The sequence below is a fragment of the Tolypothrix tenuis PCC 7101 genome (assembly GCF_963874875.1).
In the GTDB taxonomy this organism is placed as follows: Bacteria; Cyanobacteriota; Cyanobacteriia; order Cyanobacteriales; family Nostocaceae; genus Aulosira; species Aulosira tenue.
Map to the genome: position 1 here is coordinate 5,295,867 of NZ_CAWNJS010000001.1, position 20,675 is coordinate 5,316,541.

Annotated in this window: 16 protein-coding genes and 1 CRISPR repeat array (1 of these 17 only partly in view); of the genes, 9 read left to right on the plus strand and 7 right to left on the minus strand. The window is 40.8% G+C overall.

The window, feature by feature from the left end; all coding sequences use genetic code 11:
• Nucleotides 1–80: a CRISPR direct-repeat array (repeat unit 38 nt; unit sequence TGTTTCAATCCCTAATAGGGATTAAGTGAAATTTCAAC) (it extends 551 nt beyond the left edge of the window).
• A 262-nt stretch (nucleotides 81–342) separates the two neighbouring features.
• From AACU25_RS20910 to tig, 4 genes are all read right to left on the minus strand, one after another.
• Nucleotides 343–1,254 carry an alpha/beta fold hydrolase gene (locus tag AACU25_RS20910; protein WP_096578909.1) on the minus strand — a complete coding sequence of 304 codons (912 nt, stop codon included), beginning with the start codon at nucleotides 1,252–1,254 and terminating at the stop codon, nucleotides 343–345.
• Nucleotides 1,255–1,380: 126 nt separating this feature from the next.
• Nucleotides 1,381–2,724, minus strand: a complete 1,344-nt coding sequence (gene clpX, locus AACU25_RS20915) for an ATP-dependent protease ATP-binding subunit ClpX (RefSeq protein WP_096578911.1) — start codon at nucleotides 2,722–2,724, stop codon at nucleotides 1,381–1,383.
• A gap of 9 nt (nucleotides 2,725–2,733) precedes the next feature.
• Complete coding sequence (gene clpP / locus AACU25_RS20920; protein ID WP_045872397.1) at nucleotides 2,734–3,432, minus strand: ATP-dependent Clp endopeptidase proteolytic subunit ClpP; 699 nt, start codon at nucleotides 3,430–3,432, stop codon at nucleotides 2,734–2,736.
• 334 nt (nucleotides 3,433–3,766) lie between these two features.
• A complete protein-coding gene (gene tig / locus AACU25_RS20925; protein ID WP_096578913.1) occupies nucleotides 3,767–5,191 on the minus strand; it encodes a trigger factor in 1,425 nt (474 codons plus the stop codon).
• 845 nt (nucleotides 5,192–6,036) lie between these two features.
• Here tig and AACU25_RS20930 point away from each other — a divergent pair.
• The 5 genes from AACU25_RS20930 to AACU25_RS20950 all read left to right on the plus strand — a co-directional run bounded on the left by AACU25_RS20930 (nucleotide 6,037) and on the right by AACU25_RS20950 (nucleotide 12,625).
• On the plus strand, nucleotides 6,037–7,074 hold the full coding sequence (locus AACU25_RS20930; protein WP_096578915.1) for an aspartate-semialdehyde dehydrogenase: 1,038 nt from the start codon (nucleotides 6,037–6,039) through the stop codon (nucleotides 7,072–7,074).
• A gap of 117 nt (nucleotides 7,075–7,191) precedes the next feature.
• A complete protein-coding gene (dapA, locus tag AACU25_RS20935) occupies nucleotides 7,192–8,076 on the plus strand; it encodes a 4-hydroxy-tetrahydrodipicolinate synthase (RefSeq protein ID WP_096578917.1) in 885 nt (294 codons plus the stop codon).
• Nucleotides 8,077–8,365: 289 nt separating this feature from the next.
• Entirely contained in the window at nucleotides 8,366–10,138 is a 1,773-nt protein-coding gene (locus tag AACU25_RS20940; protein WP_096578919.1) for a ribonuclease J, read from the plus strand.
• 244 nt (nucleotides 10,139–10,382) lie between these two features.
• The gene (locus AACU25_RS20945; RefSeq protein ID WP_096578921.1) at nucleotides 10,383–11,579 is read left to right on the plus strand and encodes a DNA cytosine methyltransferase; all 1,197 of its coding nucleotides are present in this window, start codon (nucleotides 10,383–10,385) and stop codon (nucleotides 11,577–11,579) included.
• Nucleotides 11,573–12,625, plus strand: a complete 1,053-nt coding sequence (locus AACU25_RS20950; RefSeq protein ID WP_096578923.1) for a Bpu10I family restriction endonuclease — start codon at nucleotides 11,573–11,575, stop codon at nucleotides 12,623–12,625. Before AACU25_RS20945 ends, AACU25_RS20950 begins: the two co-directional genes overlap by 7 nt.
• Before the next feature lie 35 nt (nucleotides 12,626–12,660).
• Here AACU25_RS20950 and AACU25_RS20955 read toward each other — a convergent pair whose 3' ends face one another.
• Nucleotides 12,661–13,857 carry an anion transporter gene (locus AACU25_RS20955; protein ID WP_096578925.1) on the minus strand — a complete coding sequence of 399 codons (1,197 nt, stop codon included), beginning with the start codon at nucleotides 13,855–13,857 and terminating at the stop codon, nucleotides 12,661–12,663.
• A 520-nt stretch (nucleotides 13,858–14,377) separates the two neighbouring features.
• Here AACU25_RS20955 and AACU25_RS20960 point away from each other — a divergent pair.
• Nucleotides 14,378–14,755 (plus strand): Mo-dependent nitrogenase C-terminal domain-containing protein, encoded by a 378-nt coding sequence (locus AACU25_RS20960; RefSeq protein WP_096578927.1) that lies wholly within the window; start codon nucleotides 14,378–14,380, stop codon nucleotides 14,753–14,755.
• A 361-nt stretch (nucleotides 14,756–15,116) separates the two neighbouring features.
• Here the strand turns inward: AACU25_RS20960 and AACU25_RS20965 are convergent, their stop codons facing one another.
• Nucleotides 15,117–17,108 carry a caspase family protein gene (locus tag AACU25_RS20965; protein ID WP_096583914.1) on the minus strand — a complete coding sequence of 664 codons (1,992 nt, stop codon included), beginning with the start codon at nucleotides 17,106–17,108 and terminating at the stop codon, nucleotides 15,117–15,119.
• A 193-nt stretch (nucleotides 17,109–17,301) separates the two neighbouring features.
• Here AACU25_RS20965 and AACU25_RS20970 point away from each other — a divergent pair, with 193 nt between their 5' ends.
• The 3 genes from AACU25_RS20970 to AACU25_RS20980 all read left to right on the plus strand — a co-directional run bounded on the left by AACU25_RS20970 (nucleotide 17,302) and on the right by AACU25_RS20980 (nucleotide 19,152).
• Nucleotides 17,302–17,919: a hypothetical protein gene (locus AACU25_RS20970; protein WP_321206663.1), complete on the plus strand. Its 618-nt coding sequence runs from the start codon at nucleotides 17,302–17,304 to the stop codon at nucleotides 17,917–17,919.
• A gap of 177 nt (nucleotides 17,920–18,096) precedes the next feature.
• The gene (gene rpmF, locus AACU25_RS20975; RefSeq protein WP_045872386.1) at nucleotides 18,097–18,273 is read left to right on the plus strand and encodes a 50S ribosomal protein L32; all 177 of its coding nucleotides are present in this window, start codon (nucleotides 18,097–18,099) and stop codon (nucleotides 18,271–18,273) included.
• A gap of 285 nt (nucleotides 18,274–18,558) precedes the next feature.
• Nucleotides 18,559–19,152 carry a sulfite oxidase-like oxidoreductase gene (locus tag AACU25_RS20980; protein ID WP_096578929.1) on the plus strand — a complete coding sequence of 198 codons (594 nt, stop codon included), beginning with the start codon at nucleotides 18,559–18,561 and terminating at the stop codon, nucleotides 19,150–19,152.
• Nucleotides 19,153–19,235: 83 nt separating this feature from the next.
• Here the strand turns inward: AACU25_RS20980 and AACU25_RS20985 are convergent, their stop codons facing one another.
• Nucleotides 19,236–20,618 carry an aldehyde dehydrogenase gene (locus AACU25_RS20985; RefSeq protein WP_096578931.1) on the minus strand — a complete coding sequence of 461 codons (1,383 nt, stop codon included), beginning with the start codon at nucleotides 20,616–20,618 and terminating at the stop codon, nucleotides 19,236–19,238.
• Nucleotides 20,619–20,675 lie beyond the last annotated feature (57 nt).

Genomic DNA, 20,675 nt, shown 5'->3' on the forward strand with positions numbered 1-20,675 from the left:
TTTCAACTTGCTAGTTTGGTGTTATCATTCATGATGTATATTTGTTTCAATCCCTAATAGGGATTAAGTGAAATTTCAACTGCGGAAGCCTGAAAGTCAACTAATATAAGGTTTTCAAGGTTCTGGTGCGCGGATAGGTCAATCATAACATAGGCAATAAAGAAAAAGCAAAACCAAAATCGCTGAAAGTCAGTCTGTGTAAGGAGCGCGGGTGATAGAACAGCAATGAATCTTTGAAATTATTACAGATAAGGAGTTTCAGCGCTTTATATATAAATGCAGTTTTCAACACCTACCCATCCGCGCATTCTGCAACCAAAGTTGTCAGATTGGACATCAACTTTAATCAACTTTTGTGGGAATTTGCAAAAACTCCCCCACCCGTCGTAGATAAGTTGGAGCATCTTCTAACATTGGGAAATGCGCTGTATTAGGAAGCATGGCAAACTCAACTTTTTCATTCATCGCTGCAGCTTGTCGCCCCATCTCAGCAGGAATAATCTTGTCATACTCCCCAGCTACCAACAGTGTTGGCACTGTTAGCTTGGCAAATTCCTGCGGCATAACTTCCGATTGTACTTTGCTTACTGAAGTAAAAATTGTTCCTAGTGCAGCATCATAATCAGCTTCCAGAAAATCCTGTAAAAAAGCCTGACGTTCAGCTTTTGGTATAGGGCGATGCAGAAATCTCGCCATAAACATCTGGTCAACAAATGGAATTTTACCTAACCACTTGGGGCGAAATTTAACTACGTACCCACCAAATTTATGAAAAGCAGCAAAAGCTTTTTCGTCGTACTCAAAAATTCCGCTACAAGTCAAAATTCCCTGTTCGACTTTTTGGGGATAGCGGTTAAAAAACAAAACTGCAATGGATGCACCCATTGAGTGAGCATTAATATAGACACGCTGAAGCTGCAATTTACCTAGCAGTGCTGCTAAGTCATCAGCGTATTCTTCTAATTCATAAGTTAATTTTTCGATTGCTGCTGCTGTTGCTTCCGGAAATTGGGATTCTGCAACCGATTCACTAGCCTCGGCTATGGTTGGTTTACCACCAGAACGCCCAAAGCCACGTAAATCATACAGCAAACAATCAAACTGGTCTAATAAAGCATTAGCAGTACTTTGCCAATATCTCGCCGAACCAGCCCAACCGTGGATGAAAACCATCACTGGCTTAGGTAAGGAATCTGATGGTTTTTTCACCCACTCATAGTAATGCTCAATACCACGAACATTAATGTAAGGCATTTGTCATTTGTCCTTTGTCATTTGTCCTTGTTCTTTATTATTGATTATCTTGTTGGACTAATGACTCTTGAACGCCAGTTCACTCAACGGAGGGAACCTCCGCATTTGACTGGCTCCTCTTGACTACTAAGCCGATTCTGGTTTGGGAAGGGAAGAGGGATGTACTAAGAGTTCAGCAGTGGAACGCTTCTCAACCATTTCCCGGGTGACTGTACAGCGAGTTACATCCTTGCGGGATGGTAACTCATACATCACATCTAACATTAATTCTTCCACAATACCCCGTAATGCTCTCGCTCCAGTTTTGCGGCGGTAGGCTTCTTGAGCGATCGCTCGCAAGGCTTCTGGTTTAAAGTCTAATTGGACGTTATCCATCTTCAGCAGTTTTTGGTACTGCTTCACAAGGGCACTGCGTGGTTGGGTGAGAATCGCCATTAAAGCTTCTTCATCTAGGGGATCTACCACTGCTACCATTGGTATCCGTCCGATGAATTCGGGAATCATGCCAAATTTCACCAAATCATCTGGTTCTAGGTAGCGCAGGGTATCTGCTGCTCGTTTTTCCTTCGTCTGTCCTTCACCAGGTTGCACAAAGCCGATGGACTTTTTACCGACTCGTTGATCCACAACCTTCTCTAAACCAACGAAGGCTCCACCACAAATAAACAGGATATTACTGGTATCGATTTGGATACAATCTTGATAGGGATGCTTCCTTCCGCCTTGGGGTGGTACGTTAGCGATCGTCCCTTCCAACATTTTCAGCAAAGCTTGCTGTACGCCTTCACCAGAGACATCGCGTGTAATTGAGGGATTCTCACTCTTACGAGCAATTTTGTCAATTTCATCGATGTAGATAATTCCCCTCTGTGCTTCCTCTACATCCAAATCTGCAACTTGCAACAGTCGCAGCAAGATATTTTCCACATCTTCTCCCACATACCCAGCTTCTGTCAGCGTTGTGGCATCAGCTACTGCAAAGGGGACATCCAGAATTTTCGCTAGGGTTTGCGCTAAGAGAGTTTTGCCGCAGCCAGTAGGGCCAATGAGCAGAATGTTGGACTTTTGCAGTTCTACGGCATCTTCACCGCCACCTTTACCACTAGCCTTAGACTGCACGATTGCCAACCGTTTATAGTGATTGTAAACCGCTACTGACAGTACTTTTTTAGCTTCGTCTTGACCAATGACGTGCTCGTCTAGATACTTTTTAATCTCTCTAGGTTTGGGTATTTGGTTAAACGAAAGACTGGAAGAGCGGGTGCGGCGTTTCTGAGGTGGTTCCGACTTTGGTGTTGGTTGGGAAGCTGCTGCACCATTTGTGTCGAGTAACTCCTCGTCGAGGATTTCATTACACAAGTCAACGCATTCATCGCAGATGTAGACTCCCGGCCCTGCGATTAGTTTACGCACCTGCTCTTGAGACTTGCCACAAAACGAACATTTTAAATGGGAGTCGTACTTAGACATACCAGCCTCTTATTTCAGAATGGTGACGTTTTCCCCTGGTGTGGGAAGATTTTGCCGAGAAATGACTTGGTCAATTAAACCGTAGTTCTTCGCCTCTTCTGCCGACATAAAAAAGTCGCGTTCCGTATCTGCTTCTATTCTTTCTAGGGGTTGACCAGTATGCTGGGCCATTAACTGATTCAACTTACCCTTAATGTAAAGAATTTCTCTAGCTTGAATTTCGATGTCAATAGCTTGCCCTTGAGCACCACCAAGTGGTTGGTGAATCATAATTCGGGAATCAGGTAGAGACATGCGTTTACCAGCAGTCCCTGCTGTTAACAAGAATGCCCCCATGCTCGCGGCTAGCCCAAAACAGATGGTAACTACATCGGGACGAATTTGCTGTATTGTATCATAGATTGCCATCCCTGCGTAGACAGAGCCGCCGGGAGAGTTAATGTACAGTTGAATGTCCTTTTCTGAGTCTTCGGCATCCAAGAATAATAGTTGGGCGACTATGGAATTGGCAACAGCATCGTCTATGGGTGTTCCCAAAAATATAATCCGCTCTCGCAGTAGGCGGGAGTAGATGTCAAATGCCCTTTCTCCCATACCAGATTGTTCTACCACCATTGGCACAATGTTGCTGATGCCGTTGAGGTGGGAGCTAATATTCATTTGGCTTAAGCTGCTGATTGGGTAATTTCCCGACTGCGATACAAGCATAAAAAAACATTTGACAAGTAAGTGGGACAAGTTCAAAGCAGCATTAACTGCTTCTTTAACTAATTTAGATTTTTATTTGAGCTATGTGTTAACCATTATGCCTCATCTAAATTTTTCTCGTGTACCCCAGTGTCCCGCCTAGATAGTAGCAGATGTAGTAAGTAATTTCTTTAACATTTGTTAACCATTTTAGCGGGATGTTGGGGATGGGGCATTGGTAATGGGTAATGGGTAATGGGTATGGATTTTGGTTATTTCCTCTCATCTCCCACCCTGTGGGTTCGCCTTTAGGCTACATCTCCCTCATCTCCCTCATCTCCCCAATCCCCAGTCCCTATTCCCCTTCAACAGTTTCTGCTACAACTTCCACTGTGGCAGATTCTGCTTCCGGCTCGGCTGATGTTGCTTCTTCTTCATCTGGGGTACTTAAAGAGCCTTCGGGTACTAGTTCCACTGATGAGTTTTCTAGCAGCCAATCGATGATTTTTTCGGTTGTGAGTTCATTTTCCACAACTGAGCGCAGTCTGTCTGCGTCTACATCTTCGTCTGGATATTCCTGCAACAACTCTGTGACTCTAGCTTTAATTTCTTCTTCTGTCACCTGGATGGATTCGCGTTTACTCACTTCCCGTAAAGCGAGGGAGCGTTTGAGGCGTTCAATGGCCTCATCACGCGATCGCGCCCGTAATTGCGGAATAATATCTTGGGTAAATAACTTTCTCACATCCAGCCCTTGCTGTGACAGCCGAATTGCTGTTTGTGTGAGCATCGCATCAACTTCCTGCTCGATTAATGTCGCTGGTAGATCGATTTCTACATGCTTGAGCAGTTCTGCTAACAAGGCTTCTTGCTTGTTAGTTTTGGTTTTCTGTTCGGCTTCTTTTTGATATCGCTCTTCTAAGGAAGTCCGCAATTCTGCTAAGGTTTCAAAGTCGCTGACTTCTTGGGCAAAATCATCATCCAACTCAGGTAGTTCTTTTTCCTTGAGTTCATTGAGCGTGACTGTAAATACAGCTGGTTTGCCTGCTAACTCTTCATTAGCATAAGGATCTGGGAACTGGGCAGAAATTTCTTTGGTTTCTCCAGGATTCATGCCTACCATACCCAAGATAAATCCGGGAATAAATTTATCTTCGTATAGTTCGACTTGAAAATCAGTCGCTTCTCCTCCGGGAATAGGCGTAGGTTCTGCGGATTCGTCGTCACCCTCAGCTTTCGCTATTACGCCTTTAAAATCAACAACTGCAACATCGCCAATTTGGGCAGCACGCCCTTCTACAGGAATCAATGTTCCCATTTGTTGACGTTCTTTATCTAGCGCTTCATCAACCCGTGCGGGATCGTACTTGATTTCTTCAGCTTTCGCTTGTAATCCTGTGTACTGTGCTATGTTGATTTCCGGTTCCACATCGACAGATGCAGAAAAGGTCAGCGGTTTACCTGGTTCATAATTATTAATCAATTCGTCAAACGATGAGCGCAACTGTGGTTGCCCAATCGCCGGAATTTCTTCTTGTTTAACAGCTTTTTCTATGCCATCTTGTATGAGTTCTTCCAGGGCTGCTGCCTTAATGCGTGTAGTGCCAAGGCGCTGTAGCAATATCTGCCGAGGCACTTTGCCTTTGCGAAACCCAGGAATATTGGCAGTACTAGCTAGGTTTTTAATTACCTGTTCGTAAGTTTGTTTGGTAATCTCTGGTGTAATTTCTATTTCTAGTCCAATTTGGCTGGCGGGAAGTTTTTCCTGGGTGACTTTCATGCTTCGTCTCTGTTTTCTGGTATTGGTGACTCCGAGTACAGACAAGATGCGATCGTTCGCTTCTGTAGGTGGATGTCTCTTAGCTGGAATGGCAAATGACCACAAGGCATCATGAGAATCCCAAAATGGATAAGTGCCTGGCAGCAGAGATCCAGTTTACTGCTAATGGCAAAATCCTGAACACTTTAGCGCAATAAGTTTACTCTTTGTACATCTAAAGGCGATGACAATGAGGTCTCTTGCTCCGTCGCCATCTGTGTTGCATAATCAAACACTTCCTCAATGACCTAACGATTAGGGGTTTCGCACTCTGGATCTAGGCAAGGAAGTGGATTTATGATTCAGGGGGCTAACACCGTGATATCCTGGTTTTCAAGTAGAATTTGATTTCCAGATTGGATTGATTAGGACTGACTGCATTGCCGCATAGCTCAGTTTGTAGTGGTTCGTGGTTTTCTTTCACTTGGATCATAGTACATCTATAATCTGTGCAGCCCAGATAAATAAGCAAAATTATTGACTGAACTGGAAAATTATTAAACTTTAACTATGGCTGAGTGCAGATATTTTAATTCTTTCGCTGCTGATAAATTAGTTGTATAATATATACTTTAAATGAAAGTAACGAAATATGAATGTCATAAAACCAAAGGAAACTAGAATATTAATTAATTGATGAAAAAGAAAAAAACTTAATAATGTAATAAAGTAAAAACAAAAGCATAAATTTCCCAGTAAAGAAAATTTTATTTAAATGTTAAAGCAGACGGCTGTAATTTAAATACTGCATAAGTTTTGTATCGATCGCATAAATCTTATATAACCTCTTAAAGGAGGAAGTTAGGTTGTCTAAATCCTATAATGTAGCTATTTTGGGCGCAACTGGTGCTGTAGGCACAGAGTTGTTGGAATTACTAGCAAATCGGAATTTTCCGTTAGCTAATTTAAAGTTATTGGCTTCAGAAAGAAGTGTGGGGCGGACACTGTCGTTTAAAGGGGAAAATTTGCCAATAGAGGCAGTGAGCGATCGCGCCTTTGATGGTATAGATATAGTACTGGCCAGTGCAGGTGGTTCGACATCTAAAACTTGGGCAGGCAAAGCAGTAGAAAAAGGCGCGGTAGTAATTGATAACTCCAGTGCCTTTCGCATGAAAGAAGAAGTGCCTTTGGTAGTACCAGAGGTAAATCCCCAAGCTGCGGCTCATCATCAAGGAATTATTGCTAATCCTAACTGCACAACCATCTTGCTATCGGTAGCATTGTGGCCCCTACATCAGGTAAGACCAATAAAACGGTTGGTTGTTGCTACTTACCAATCTGCTAGTGGTGCAGGTGCAAAAGCAATGGCAGAAGTGCAAACCCAATCCAGCGCCATTTTATCAGGGCAACCAGCAGTTGCCGAAGTATTACCTTATCCCTTGGCATTTAATTTATTTCCGCACAATTCCCCATTAAACGAGCAGGGGTACTGCGAGGAAGAAATGAAAATGGTCAATGAAACTCGCAAAATTTTTGGCACACAACAAATCAGAATTACCGCCACTTGTGTGCGGGTTCCCGTACTGCGTGCCCACTCGGAAGCAGTTAATATAGAATTCGAGGTGCCTTTTAGTCCAGAGGAAGCTAGGGAAATCATCAGTCGCTCCCCTGGAGTAAAATTGATTGAAGATTGGCAGGCAAATCATTTTCCTATGCCAATTGAAGCTACTGGTCGAGATGAAGTTTTAGTAGGCAGAATTCGTCAAGACATTTCACATCCTTGCGGCTTGGAACTATGGTTATGTGGTGACCAAATCCGTAAAGGAGCAGCTTTAAATGCAGTACAAATTGCGGAGTTATTAGTAGAAAAAAATCTACTAAAACCATTAGCCATTAGTCATTAATTCTTCAGAAAATATAACTGACAAATGGCACTTGTAAGCAATTTGCAGATAGGCTATTAAAATAAAAAACCACCAAGCGATAAAAAACAAAAAAGGGTAATCAGGAGTGAAAAGAGGGTGGGAGATTTTGGCAGAGTTTTAACCGCTATGATTACGCCGTTTAAAGCAGACGGCAGTGTCAACTATGATGTAGCGGCAGAACTAGCGGCACATCTAGCTAACAACGGTACAGATACATTGGTGGTATGTGGTACAACAGGGGAATCCCCTACCCTGAGTTGGGAAGAGGAATACCATTTGTTTGTTGAGGTGTTGCAGGCTGTAGCTGGAAAAGCCAAGGTGATAGCAGGGTGTGGTTCTAACTCCACCAAAGAAGCGATCGCCGCCACCCAAAAGGCAGCTAAAATAGGAGTACATGGGTCTTTACAAGTAGTTCCTTATTACAATAAGCCACCGCAAGCAGGTCTGTACCAGCACTTTCAGGCGGTAGCGCAAGCCTGTCCCGACCTACCTATGTTGTTATACAACATTCCTGGTCGTACCGGTCAAAATCTGAGTGCCGAAACAGTTACCCGGTTAGCGGAGATTGATAATATTGTTGGTATCAAAGAAGCTAGTGGAAATTTAGACCAGGCGAGTGAAATTCGCCGCTTGACACCAAAAGAATTTCAGATTTACGCTGGTGATGATTCTTTAACTCTACCTTTGTTAGCGATCGGAGCAAAGGGTGTGGTCAGCGTTGCTTCTCATCTGGTAGGAAACCAACTACAGCAGATGATTCAAGCTTTTGATTTAGGTAAAATTCAAATTGCGACAGATATTCATCTTCAACTTTTTCCCCTGTTTAAAGCTCTATTTTTAACGACAAATCCTATTCCAGTTAAGAAAGCATTAAAACTTCTAGGTTGGGAGGTAGGTTCAACTCGTCCGCCGTTATCTGAAGCTGAACCAGAAGTAAGTCATAAGTTAGAGGTGGTTCTGAAAGAACTTAGTTTACTCTAAGTAACAATTTGTTCAGCAATGGCGAATTGTTAGTATCTAAAATTACATATAATTTGGGAATAATACATATCTTTGATCAGGTTGCACTGAACAAAACCTGTGCTACGACTGAATCGCTATACTATTAATCCTTCAGCGTAAAATCCATTTTTATTGAACAAACAATAGAAAATTCTGACGTTTACTCAGCTGCTTTCAGATGACTTTATAAGACAGCTAATGATGTTGTCTTTGATACAAGACTAAATTTTTAACTTAAATTAACCACAAACAACAATCTAAGGAGCAAATGGCTAAAAACGAAGCTGATTCCGCCCTAAAAATTATTCCTTTGGGCGGTTTACATGAAATTGGTAAAAATACCTGTGTTTTTGAATATGACGATGAAATTGTCCTTTTAGATGCAGGTTTAGCCTTTCCCACAGAGGCAATGCATGGTGTAAATATTGTCCTGCCAGATATGACCTATCTCCGGGAAAATCGCCATAAAATTAAAGGGATGATCGTCACCCACGGTCATGAAGATCATATTGGTGGGATTGCATTTCATCTCAAACAGTTTGAAATACCTGTAATTTATGGCCCGAGATTAGCAATGGCCATGCTAGAAGGTAAATTAGAAGAAGCGGGAGTACGCGATCGCACAGAATTAAGATCGGTTTTACCTCGTGATGTCGTGAGAATTGGGAAATCTTTCTTTGTAGAGTACATTCGCAATACCCACTCCATTGCTGATAGCTTTACAGTTGCCCTGCATACACCCATCGGTATAGTCATCCATACAGGAGACTTTAAAATCGACCATACCCCAGTGGATGGTGAAAGATTTGACTTACAACGGTTAGCAGAACATGGCGAAAAAGGCGTACTGTGTTTGTTAAGCGATTCCACTAACTCAGAAGTGCCAGGATTTACACCTTCGGAACGTTCTGTATATCCCAATCTTGACCGCGTATTCTCACAAGCTACGGGGCGGCTGTTTGTCACAACTTTTGCTTCTAGCGTCCATCGCATCAACATGATTTTGGAGCTAGCGCAGAAGCACAACCGCACAGTCACAGTGGTTGGGCGTTCGATGCTCAATTTAATTGCCCACGCACGCAATTTAGGTTACATCAAGTGTCCAGATAATCTGCTGCAACCGTTACACTCTGTTCGCGGTCTACCAGATGATAAAGTATTAATTCTGACTACTGGCTCTCAGGGTGAGACAATGGCAGCCATGACACGCATTGCCAACAAAGAACACCCCCACATTAAAATTCGCGAAGGAGATACGGTAGTTTTCTCCGCTAACCCAATTCCCGGAAATACGATCGCAGTTGTCAATACTATAGATAAATTAATGCTCCAAGGAGCAAACGTAGTCTATGGTCGAGACAAGGGAATTCACGTTTCTGGTCATGGCTGTCAAGAAGACCAAAAACTGATGATTGCTTTAACTAAACCGAAGTTTTTCGTACCCTTCCACGGCGAACATCGGATGTTGGTGAAGCACGCCCAAACAGCGCAAAGTATGGGCATTCCTGCAGAAAACATGATTATTATCCAGAATGGCGATATCGTGGAGTTGACAGAAGACTCGATTAGTGTATCTGGAAAAGTGCCATCGGGTATTGAACTGGTGGATACTACTAGTTCGGGCATGGTTAGCGCTAAAGTCTTACAAGAACGCCAACGCATGGCTTCTGAAGGTATTGTTACCATCGCTGCTGCCATCGATTGGAGTGGTAAATTATTGGCAAAGCCAGAAATTCACCTGCGAGGCGTAGTCACAAGTATAGAGCGATCGCTGTTGCAAAAATGGGTACAGCAGCGCATTGAAGAAATCTTAAGCGTTCGCTGGTCAGAATTTTCTCAACCCGGTGAAGGCGAGCAACCTGAAGTCGATTGGGGTGGATTGCAAGGAACTTTGGAAAGAGAGTTACAACGTTCCATCCGTCGGGAACTGCAATGTCAACCAACTGTGACATTGTTGATGCAGATTCCTGATGAGCCACCTGTAAAAGTTGCTGATGGGAGAAGACGGCGGACTAGAACTGCAGCTCAGGTAGCATCGTAAGGTATTTAGAATTAAAATTCAGAACTAAAGGTAAGGTTTTCTTACTTGTTAAGGGTTGGAGTGGCTTTGCCTTCCACCCTTAGTTTTTTTATATGTAGTTACAACTCAACTATTTTTCCTAATACGTGAAAAAGCCTTTATTCCGATTCATCATGTGTAATATAGTTAAACAGTCTTATTAGTAAAATATCTTAAACAAACAAGATTTAATTGAATAAAAATATTGGTTTAAGGAGGTATTTAATTGCTAAAAGTACTTGATATATTTGCAGGCGCTGGTGGATTTAGTTTGGGGTTTAAGCTGGCAGGAAATATAATTATAGGAGCTATAGAAGAAGATAAATGGGCGGCGGAAACGTTTGCGTATAATCACAAAGAAGCAAAAGTACTTATTGGAGATATACAAAATTTTTCAGATGAATACTTGTTAGATGAGTTTAAAGATAATTTACCTGATGTTATTTTAGGTAGTCCACCATGCCAGGGATACTCAATATGTAGGAAAAATGCAGGTGATCCAAAAGACCCTAGAAACTCTCTTTTCCAAGAATTTTTAAGAATTGGAAAATTATTCCAACCAGACTTATTAATTATGGAAAATGTACCAGGACTTATAAAAGCTAAGACAATTCTAGGTGAATCTGTTATTAACATTATAAAATCAGAACTAGAACAGATTGGATATTATGTATATATTGATATCTTAGAAGCTTTTAAATATGGAATACCACAAATAAGGCGAAGGCTATTTGTTATTGCCTCTCGTGATAAACTTGAAAGACCTTTTCCAGCACCTACTCATTATTTTCAAGACGGTGAACAGCTACAAATATTTGATTCCCATCTGAAACCATGTGCTTCATTATGGGATGCTATTTCTGATCTACCTGATATCAATGCTAGAGAAGGTCAAGAGGAAATGAAATATGATAGAGAAGCTACTAATGAGTACCAGTATCAAATGCGAATAGGTTCGCAAAAAGTTTACAACCACGTAGCAATGAAACATTCTAAGCGGACTATAGAACGTTTTGAATTAATGTCTTGGGGAGAATCACTAGCTGATATTCCTGAACATTTAAAGCCATATAAAAGAAATAGTAATGGAATTATATCTGAAACAGTCTACGATCAAAACAGTAGAAGATTACACCCATATAAACTCTGCCATACTATTCCTGCATCATTCTATGCAAATTTTGTACATCCCTATAAAAATAGGAACTTTACTGCTAGAGAAGGCGCAAGAATTCAATCATTTCCTGATTGGTTTGTATTTAAAGGTAAACCGACTGTAGTCAGTCATAAGCTACTTCAGAGAGAAGGTAGAGTAGAGGAAAAACATCTCTGCCAATATAATCAGATTGGTAATGCAGTACCGCCACTATTAGCAAAATCTATTGCTGAAAACATTATTAATGAGACTAAAAAAATATGCTAGTACATGGCGCAAATTTAAGTACAAAAGAAAATCATAGATCAAAATACAAAGATTCTGTAAGTAAAGAATATTTAGCTGAAATTCGCTCTAAATATGATAATTGGCACAAACAAAATATCGATTTAGTTGGGCCCGGTGTAATTGAAGCAGGAACTGATATAGAAACAATACAAAAACGTGTAGCATTTTTTGAGGACTATAAGAACTTTATTGATCAACAGCATTATGCTGAAAAATTTGACTCTAGATCAAATTTGCACTCAAGTGCCTTAGAGGAGTTTTTATACTATTTGTTTAAGGATTTAGTGAGTGATTTTGGAGAGCGTGCATTGATGGGAAAATCTCGTACTTTTAAGGATATTTTCTTTGCAGCACCCAGTTACACCAAAATGTTGGAAACACCTTACGCAAGAATTGAGAAAAAGGATCATGATTTTGTCATAGGTGTTACAGTTTTAGCCTCTTTACAAACGAGTAAGTCAGGCTTATCAAATATACAAAATTATGATTTAAATCTTGAAAAACAGACTGAAGTTGTCGATGATGCGGCAGCAAAGGCTGCGGACATTTTAAAAGAATTAGAGCAAAATATAGACAAGCCAATTGAAGGCCCGCTTGTAGTACCTGCTGAAAGCTTATCAGCATTCAGTACAACTTTGACTGCTGGCAATTCAGAAGAGCATTTTTTTGATATTCCTGTAATTGCAATAGAATGTAAAACATATCTTGATAAAACAATGCTAGAAGGCTCATCTAGAGCAGCAGAAGAAGTAAAAGCCCGAAATCCAAACGGATTATATATTGTAGTAATGGAGTGGCTCAAGCTTTCTGATGCAGTAAATTTGCGAAAATACAAGGTTGATCAAATTTATGTCTTACGTAAACAAAAAAATACTGACAGAGAATATAGATACCTTGATAGCTACGTTAAAAATCCAATTGATCCTAATGTCGTGTGGCATCTGTTTGATACCGTAAGGAAACACTTAACTACAGACTGGGCGGGTAGTGTAGAACAAGGGCTGCAACGTGGTTGGTTAATTTAATAGATCACTTTAGTTTGCTTAGTTTTTACAGGCTTCTAAATCCATAGGTAAACTAGAATTAGGGTAAAAAAAGTAAGTGGTACGCCAAAGCGTAAATGCTCCAGAAATGTCAGTTTGTAGCCTAAGTTTGTAGCCGCTTCAACAACTATTAAGTTAGCAACTGAACCAAATAAAGTAAGATTACCTGCTAATGTAGATCCGGCTGCTAGTAAGAGCCAATAGTGGGTATCATCTTTGGGAATTAGAGGATGTAATAAAAGTACTGCCGGAACATTGGAAATCAGATTAGATAAGATAACAGTTACAGTCAAAAAACTGGCAGAAGTGTTGACTGCATGAGTAAATGGCTGCAATAAATTTAACTTTTGTGTGACGCGCGTCAGGATAAATAATCCTGAAAACATCACTAGTAAATTCCAATCTACTTTTTGCAAAATGCGCTGTGGTTTAATTCGCCTCGTAATCAATAATAAACTAGCAGCAACTAAAGCAGATTCGGCTAAAGGTAAACCCATCGCAAAAGCAATAAGTAACCCTGTAGTGATGACTAAAGTTTTATTAAATAAGGGTTTAAAAATACGATTTTTATTGTTACTACTTAACTCTTGACATGGTTGGGTGGAACGAACATCAGGATAAAGTAGCCATAGCAATCCTACCTGAATTGCTAAACCAATTAAGGCTACGGGAGCTAGTGTGCGCAAAAAATCGAGGTAGGGAATCCCGGAAAAGGAACCAATTAAAATATTTTGCGGGTTACCGCTGAGAGTGCAAACAGAACCTATATTAGTTGCACCTGCGATCGCTAATAAATAAGGTATAGGATTTAAACTCAATGCTTGAGTTAGGCTCAAGGTGAGTGGTGTAAAAATTAGCGCTATTGTGTCGTTAAGAAATACGGCAGATAGAATACCACTCCCAAAAGTTAAGGCAATCAATAAGCCTAATGGACTGCGGGTTACGCTCAATAGCAGCGAGAGCGATCGCCCAAAAAAGCCTGAGTATTCTAAGTTAGCGTTAACTACCATCATACTCAGTAAAAATACGATGGTGTTAGCATCAATTGCCTGCCAAGCTTCTTGTAAATTGACAGCACCCAAGGCAATTAAAAACGCCGATCCCACTAAGGCAATAGTGGCACGGTTCATGCGTAAACCAGGGATGTAGCCCAATGCTAACCCCAGGTAAGTCAGCCCTAATACGCCATAGATTGCAAATTGCAAGACAGTCACTCGCTTTACATATGAGCAGTCATGTCATATAACAATACAGCAGTTAGGGAGGATGAGGGGGATGAGGAGGATGAGGGAGAAATAACAAACCCCAATTACCAATTACCAATTACCAATTACCAATTACCTAAAATACACCTTTCCTTAACGGAACCTTATACAAGGTATGTGAGTCTGTATGTATATAATTGAGATGCTAATATTTTGACTAGCTAAAAATACGGCCGAAAATATTATATAATAATATTTGTAAAGATTACACAAAAACCTACCTGAAGATAGATGTCTTCATTAGAATTTAAACTGTGTCAAGTTATGAACAAGATCGGATTATTACACTTCCGATTCTAGGGAAATTGCGTTTAACTTGACGTAGTGATAAATGAGTTCTGACTCAGTGGCTACGGATAACATCAGATTGCATCAAAGTCAGAATAAGAATTTTCCGGGAATGGTCGTAGCCACTATGTATATGTTCATCGTTAAGGTGAATACCCTCAAGTCAATAGAGGAGTAAACCATGAAGGTATTTGATAATACCACAAAAAGAATTTTTCTCGCAAGTTGGGTATCAATAAATCCAGCAGAAGTCAACAAGACCGATGTAACTCAGCTACATAGTGCTGCTGCTAAGTCTAAATTTGATATTCTCCAGCCCTTACGACAAACCGTAGACAAAATACAAGTCCGCGATCGCAAATTAGCGCACCGCTTGTGTCAAATAATACCTTCCCAATGTCCTTTTGAGCGTGATGTCAAGTTATTTGGCAAAACCTTATTTCACATTCCGCCAATGTGTAAGCTGAATCCTTTGTATGAAGAAGTTGTGAGCTTACGTTTCCGGGCGTTATGCTATCTAGCTGATGAATGTGGAGAGGATGTGTCTCAGTACTGTTAAATTCCAAGTTACGCCTTATGTGAATGACAAGCGCCGCTTAGTTAATCAGGGTTTCTAAACTATCTCAAAGTTATGGTTTTGTGACTATCGAAGAAATTAAAGGCTTTTAAGACTGAATTCACATTAAACGTAAGCGATTATTTCTCAATTTTTAGCCATTATTGCTTGGTCAAGGACAAAGGGTAAGGGGACACAACCTTTACCCTTTCGTCTTTTTCAAGTTAAGGGGAAAAGGGGAATGGGAAAAGGGAAAGAAAAAACCTTTAACCTTTTCCCCACAACCAATTTTGAGTTCAAAACGCTTAACCAGTAGTATTGGAGTTAATCCAAATCTCTTTGACTCTAGACTTTGGACTCTAGACTAATTTTTTATCCGCCTAACTTGCCATTTTTGGATGGCTTCTTGAGCATCTTCATAGGCAGATGTCATTTCTGGCACTAAGGCTGCGGTTTCAATTGCTGCATTGAGTTCGCCTTGGACTGCACGATTTTTCGCTACGTCCAAAATCTTTTCGCTCCATTTATTAATTGATTTTTGAGCAACATCGAAGCCTGGCTGTCCTGGTGGGACTTTTTTCGCAACTTCGATTGCTCGATTATATGTAGATGCTTGCCCTGACTTAATTAAGGCATTAGCCGCATCTAAAAGAGTTTTGTTACTGACATACTGCTTGGCTTCTAGTCGCCATTGATTAATCAGTGCTTGTGCTTTAGGATACAGATTTTCGTCTTTAGTAATTAATTGTGCGGCAGCTACAGCACTGGCATACTGTTTTTGTTGAGCGCGACCTTCTGCCAAATCTAAAATCATGCGACTCCAGATTTTAATATCTTCCTGAGCTTGTTCGTAAAGCGGTTCACCTGGTTGAATTTTTCGCGCCGTGGCGATCGCTAAACTTAAATCGCTAGCCTGAGTTTCTCTCAGGGACATTTTCGCCAGATCTAAGACTGCTTGACTCCGTGTTTGTGACTCAGGATTAACTACTGGTGGCGGGTTTGATGGTTTTGGTTCGGGAGTTGGAGAAGCGGCAGTTGTGATAGGACGAGTACTTGGTAAAGTATTGAGGTCTTGTGGCTGATTAGTAGCTGTATTAGTTGATGTCCTAAATACTTCGGTAACGCCAAATTTTGACTGATTACGGAGAAAAACTACTGCAACTAAACCAACTATTAACAAACCACCGCCAAACCACCACAAAAGCTGTTTCCAAAAAGGTGTACTTGGCTGAGTTACAGGCGCTTGGGAAACGTAACCTGGGGAAGCATTAGGAATAAACCTTTCCCTACCACTTTCTTCTGGGGAAGATGGCGGTAGTTGTTTAAACTTCTCCTCTGGGTGAAGAAGTGCTTGAGAGGTGAATTTACTAGCTGAACCTGAGACTGGTTGAGCGGGAAAGTTTTCATTTCCTACTGTCAACTGGGCAGATTTTCCGGGCTTGGATCTACGACTGACAGTAGTTTCCACTCCTTGCACTGGTCGGTTGATGCCCGTTTTTTCTAACTGTTCTGAAGTTTTGGAAGAATTGGCTTCCAGAGAAGGTGCTGCACGTGTGACAGCGAAGGATTCTTCCGGAAAAATCACGGAGTTGACTTCGCTTTTAATTGGGATACTAGGAGGTGACGATGGTGGTAAGATAACCTGCTGCTGAGATGGAACTACAGCGATCGGGTTTTGCGTAGGTCGCCAGTAATGTTGACATAATTGTGGCGTAAGCAAACTCAAGTAGCGTTCCAAATCTACTAAGTTCGTGCCACGACCAGAACGCAAAGCTTCCAATAACGCTGCGGTAAAGAATCCGTGACCTAGTTCCCGGCTTTCATGGGAAAATTGCTCTGGTTGGCAAGACAGAATAGTCGCCAGTTGTAGTTCTTGAGCTAGTTCTATGGTTTCTTGCCCTACGGGAGCATCGGCTTGAGTACCAAAAGCGCGGTTGATATCCAGTAGTAGCAATACATTGAGATTAGTAAGTTGCAGACTTTGCATCAGCGATCGCAATTCTATGCCAGTCTCCTGTACGAGATCAGGGTTCCCTTCCACTGGCATTAAGTAATCTTGACCTTTGTAGTTGATGCCGTAACCGCTAAAGAATAACCACAGATGGTCTTGCGGTTGCCAAGATGATGCTGCTAAATCCTCCAATAACAGCAGAATATTTTCCCTAGTCGGATAGGTAGATTTATCTTTATTAAGCGGCGGTGAAGTATCTGTCATCAACAGGCAGTTCTGCGGCATGAACCCTGCCTGTGTCACCAATAAATCCTTGAGTGCCTCAGCATCTGCTTTGGCACAATCTAAAGGTTGAAATAGATGATATTGATTAATTCCAATTGCGATCGCCCAGTAATTTGTCATCCCCTCTTTAGTCATAGTTGTTTGCTTAAAATTGCGGTTGGCTTTGCCTAAAAAACAAAGTTAACCTATGTCTTATAGTTTAGGAGATTTCTCTCGAACCCAAAATTGTATGTAATTTTTATTACATAAATTACTCTGTAAATACTTTCACTCAATTTAAATTACAAATAATGTAGTAAGGAGTTACCAGGTCATGAGTAGAAGTGTTGCTCATCAACCATCATCGATCATTTCCTTTTCAGTTATTAGCCAAATTGGCACAAAAATCCGGATAGTTCCGTTAATATTTTTGCTCTTAACTGCTGTTCCTGTGTGGTTTGTCTGTGAAGCGATCGCCCCGCAGATTGTTAGAGCTTACACCGCTAGAGTTGATCTAGCAATTGATCGGCTACCGGAAGAAACCTACGAAACTGTACTGAGAAGGGCAGAAGCGGCAGCGAGAGCAGCAGCCCAGAGAAGCTTCGATCAAGATATTCTAGTTACAGATGTTTCAGTAATTGTATCCGTACAAAGCCAAGGAGCGATCGCCCCAGTTTTAGCTTTAGATGTGAGTCGTCCCCAATGGCGGAATCGTCCCGATACTCAACGTTGGGCAACTTATTTTAAAACAGCGCGATCGCTATTGTTTTTTGAACAAAATCTCACAACTGTACCTGCTCTACAAAATCTCACAACTCCACCTCCTCTGCAAAATCTCGCCACTCCCCCTGCTACTACAGAAAATCCCATAACTCCACCTGCTACAGAAAATCCCACAATTCCACCTCCACCTGTTACAGAAAATCCCACAACTCCCCCTGCTAGTAATTAAGGGAGTGGGGATTGGGAAAAGGCAGGGGACAGGGAGACAAGGGGAAAAATTCCAATTACCAATTATCTATGCCCAATGCCCAATGCCCCATGCCCAATTCTTTATTAACCTCTTGTTGCCAGTGTCAGTGGATGGCTTAGAATAAAAAGGTTGTCAAGAATTGCGATATCCGCTATCATGGCTGTTCCTAAGAAGAAAACATCTAAATCCAAGAGAGATAAACGCCGCGCTACCTGGAGACATAAAGCTGCTGTTGAAGCTCAAAAAGCTCTTTCAATGGGCAAGTCAATTTTGACTGGACGCTCTACATTTGTTTATCCAAGTGCTGAAGAAGAGGAAGCAGAAGAAGAATAAATTCCTTAGTTAAGAAAAGCACGAACAGCGCTATTAAATGAGCGCTTTTTCGCTGCTTTTCGGCATTATGCATAGTTATAGTTAATTGGATCAGCTCAATTAACTATTGCTTATGACTGATGCTTAAAGAATTTATAAAAAGTAAGTTATCTGTAGTTTCTGGATTTTTAGTATTCAGCGCGATTGGTATTTTGCCTCCTTTTGAGGGTAGCGCAGATGCTCAAATCCTTAGACAATAATCTCAAGAGTACTAAATTATCTTGAAAAATTCATTTTTCTACGAATATGTTAGGAAAATTTTTTCAGAAACCAGAGCAACAAGAAAACGAACGGGTACCTCCTGGCCAATATCTAGCTAAGGGGTTCCCGGTTTTAACTTATGGTGCAACACCGCAAATAAATACTGAAGAATGGGAATTTAAAGTTTGGGGTTTGGCAAAACCTGCCACTTTTACATGGGCAGATTTTATGGCTTTACCTCAATCTGAATTCACAGCAGATTTTCACTGTGTAACTCGCTGGTCTAAGCTCGATGTTAAGTGGACTGGGATTAAAGTTACAGACTTTATGAGTTTGATAGAGGTAGATCCCCAAGCAGTTCATGTGATGGAACATTGCTATGGTGGCTACACTACAAATATCTCAATGGCAGATTTTCTGCGTGAAGAAAATTTCTTTGCTTTTAATTTGTTTGGTGAACCTTTACCAGCAGAACATGGTGGCCCAATGCGGTTAGTTGTTCCCCATCTTTATGCTTGGAAAAGTGCTAAGTGGATCAATGGTTTAGAGTTTCTCAGTCGTGAAGAACTGGGTTTTTGGGAGCGTAATGGTTACCACCAACGTGGTGAACCTTGGGCAGAAGAGCGTTATAGTTACTAATTCGTAATTCGTAGTTCGTAATTCGTAATTAAGTATGAGTTTGCAAATAGCGCACTCTAGAAATTAGGAATTTTGTGACTTATTTAGTAACCAAGAAGCCGTTTGAGGAAACCTAGTTTTCCTTTATAGGGAGCGTAACGCCAATTTATGTCTAATAAAAAGGAGTTTTGCAAGACGCTTTTACGGTGGGAGAAGGTGTCAAAACTGGCTTTACCGTGATAGCTACCAATACCGCTATCATTAACACCACCAAAGGGTAAAGATGGAACACCAAATTGCAGTATTGTATCGTTGAGACAAACTCCACCGGATGAAGTTTCCTGCAAAACGCGTTTTTGCAGGCTTTTATTTTGGGTAAATAAGTATAAAGCTAAGGGTTTTGGTCGAGAGTTAATTAAGGCGATCGCATCTTTAATGTCACTATATTCAATGATGGGCAAAATCGGCCCAAAAATTTCTTCCTGCATCACTGCATCTTCTAAAGAGACGTTATCAAGCAGTGTGGGAGCAATATAAAGTTCTTCTGAATTGATTTCTCCGCCAATAATTACTTCACCATTTTTGAGGACATTTGCTAATCTATCAAAGTGTTTTTGAGAGATAATCCTGGCAAAATCTGGACTCTTAGCAGGGTTATCTCCATAAAATTCTTTGAGACATTTTTTGATAGCATCTAATAAATTATTTTTAATTTTTTTATCAACTAAAAGATAGTCAGGCGCGATACAAGTTTGTCCAGCATTAATGAACTTACCCCAAGTAATTCGCCTTGCCGTTTGTTCTAAATTAATTTCAGTATCTACAATACAAGGGCTTTTCCCGCCTAATTCTAAAGTAACGGGTGTCAGGTGTTTTGCAGCAGCTTCCATGACTATTTTGCCTACACTTGTACCACCAGTAAAAAATATGTGGTCAAATTTTTCTGCTAGCAGATTTTGGCTGGTTTCAACACCACCTGCTACCAGGGTAATATATGCTGGATCAAAGTATTTAGCAATCATCTCAGCCAGTAAACTAGAGGTATGAGGTGCTAGTTCTGAAGGTTTGAGAATTGTACAATTACCCGCTGCGATCGCACCTACTAAGGGTGAGGTAATTAAGTTAAATGGATAGTTCCAAGGGCCGATAATTAAAACTACTCCTAACGGCTCTGGATAAATCTTGGCTGAGTATTGCAAAAATTCAATAGGAACTGCGGCTTTTTTTGGCTTTACCCAATTTTTAAGATTTTTAATTGCGTAATCAATTTCTTTAATGACCAAAATTTCTGTAGCGTAAGTTTCAAATTCTGGTTTATGTAAATCAGCTTTTAATGCTTGCACAATTGCTTGTTCATTCTCCAGAATTGTTTGCTTCAAAATTTTCAGTTGTGCAATCCGAAAAGCAACGTCTTTAGTCTTACCAGTTTGAAAAAACTCGCGCTGTTTCCGAATAATATCAGCCGCAGTTGATAATTCACCAATCATATTTTTTAACTTTTAACTTTTGTACAGACGCGATTAATCACGTCTCTCCAACTCTTG

What these genes read in the sequence shown, in the direction of transcription:
- AACU25_RS20910 (WP_096578909.1), bottom strand. Translation starts at nt 1,254, where the DNA reads ATGCCTTACATTAATGTTCGTGGTATTGAGCATTACTATGAGTGGGTG.
- clpX (WP_096578911.1), bottom strand. Translation starts at nt 2,724, where the DNA reads ATGTCTAAGTACGACTCCCATTTAAAATGTTCGTTTTGTGGCAAGTCT.
- clpP (WP_045872397.1), bottom strand. Translation starts at nt 3,432, where the DNA reads ATGCTTGTATCGCAGTCGGGAAATTACCCAATCAGCAGCTTAAGCCAA.
- tig (WP_096578913.1), bottom strand. Translation starts at nt 5,191, where the DNA reads ATGAAAGTCACCCAGGAAAAACTTCCCGCCAGCCAAATTGGACTAGAA.
- AACU25_RS20940 (WP_096578919.1), top strand. Translation starts at nt 8,366, where the DNA reads ATGGCTAAAAACGAAGCTGATTCCGCCCTAAAAATTATTCCTTTGGGC.
- AACU25_RS20950 (WP_096578923.1), top strand. Translation starts at nt 11,573, where the DNA reads ATGCTAGTACATGGCGCAAATTTAAGTACAAAAGAAAATCATAGATCA.
- AACU25_RS20960 (WP_096578927.1), top strand. Translation starts at nt 14,378, where the DNA reads ATGAAGGTATTTGATAATACCACAAAAAGAATTTTTCTCGCAAGTTGG.
- AACU25_RS20965 (WP_096583914.1), bottom strand. Translation starts at nt 17,108, where the DNA reads ATGACAAATTACTGGGCGATCGCAATTGGAATTAATCAATATCATCTA.
- AACU25_RS20970 (WP_321206663.1), top strand. Translation starts at nt 17,302, where the DNA reads ATGAGTAGAAGTGTTGCTCATCAACCATCATCGATCATTTCCTTTTCA.
- rpmF (WP_045872386.1), top strand. Translation starts at nt 18,097, where the DNA reads ATGGCTGTTCCTAAGAAGAAAACATCTAAATCCAAGAGAGATAAACGC.
- AACU25_RS20980 (WP_096578929.1), top strand. Translation starts at nt 18,559, where the DNA reads ATGTTAGGAAAATTTTTTCAGAAACCAGAGCAACAAGAAAACGAACGG.
- AACU25_RS20985 (WP_096578931.1), bottom strand. Translation starts at nt 20,618, where the DNA reads ATGATTGGTGAATTATCAACTGCGGCTGATATTATTCGGAAACAGCGC.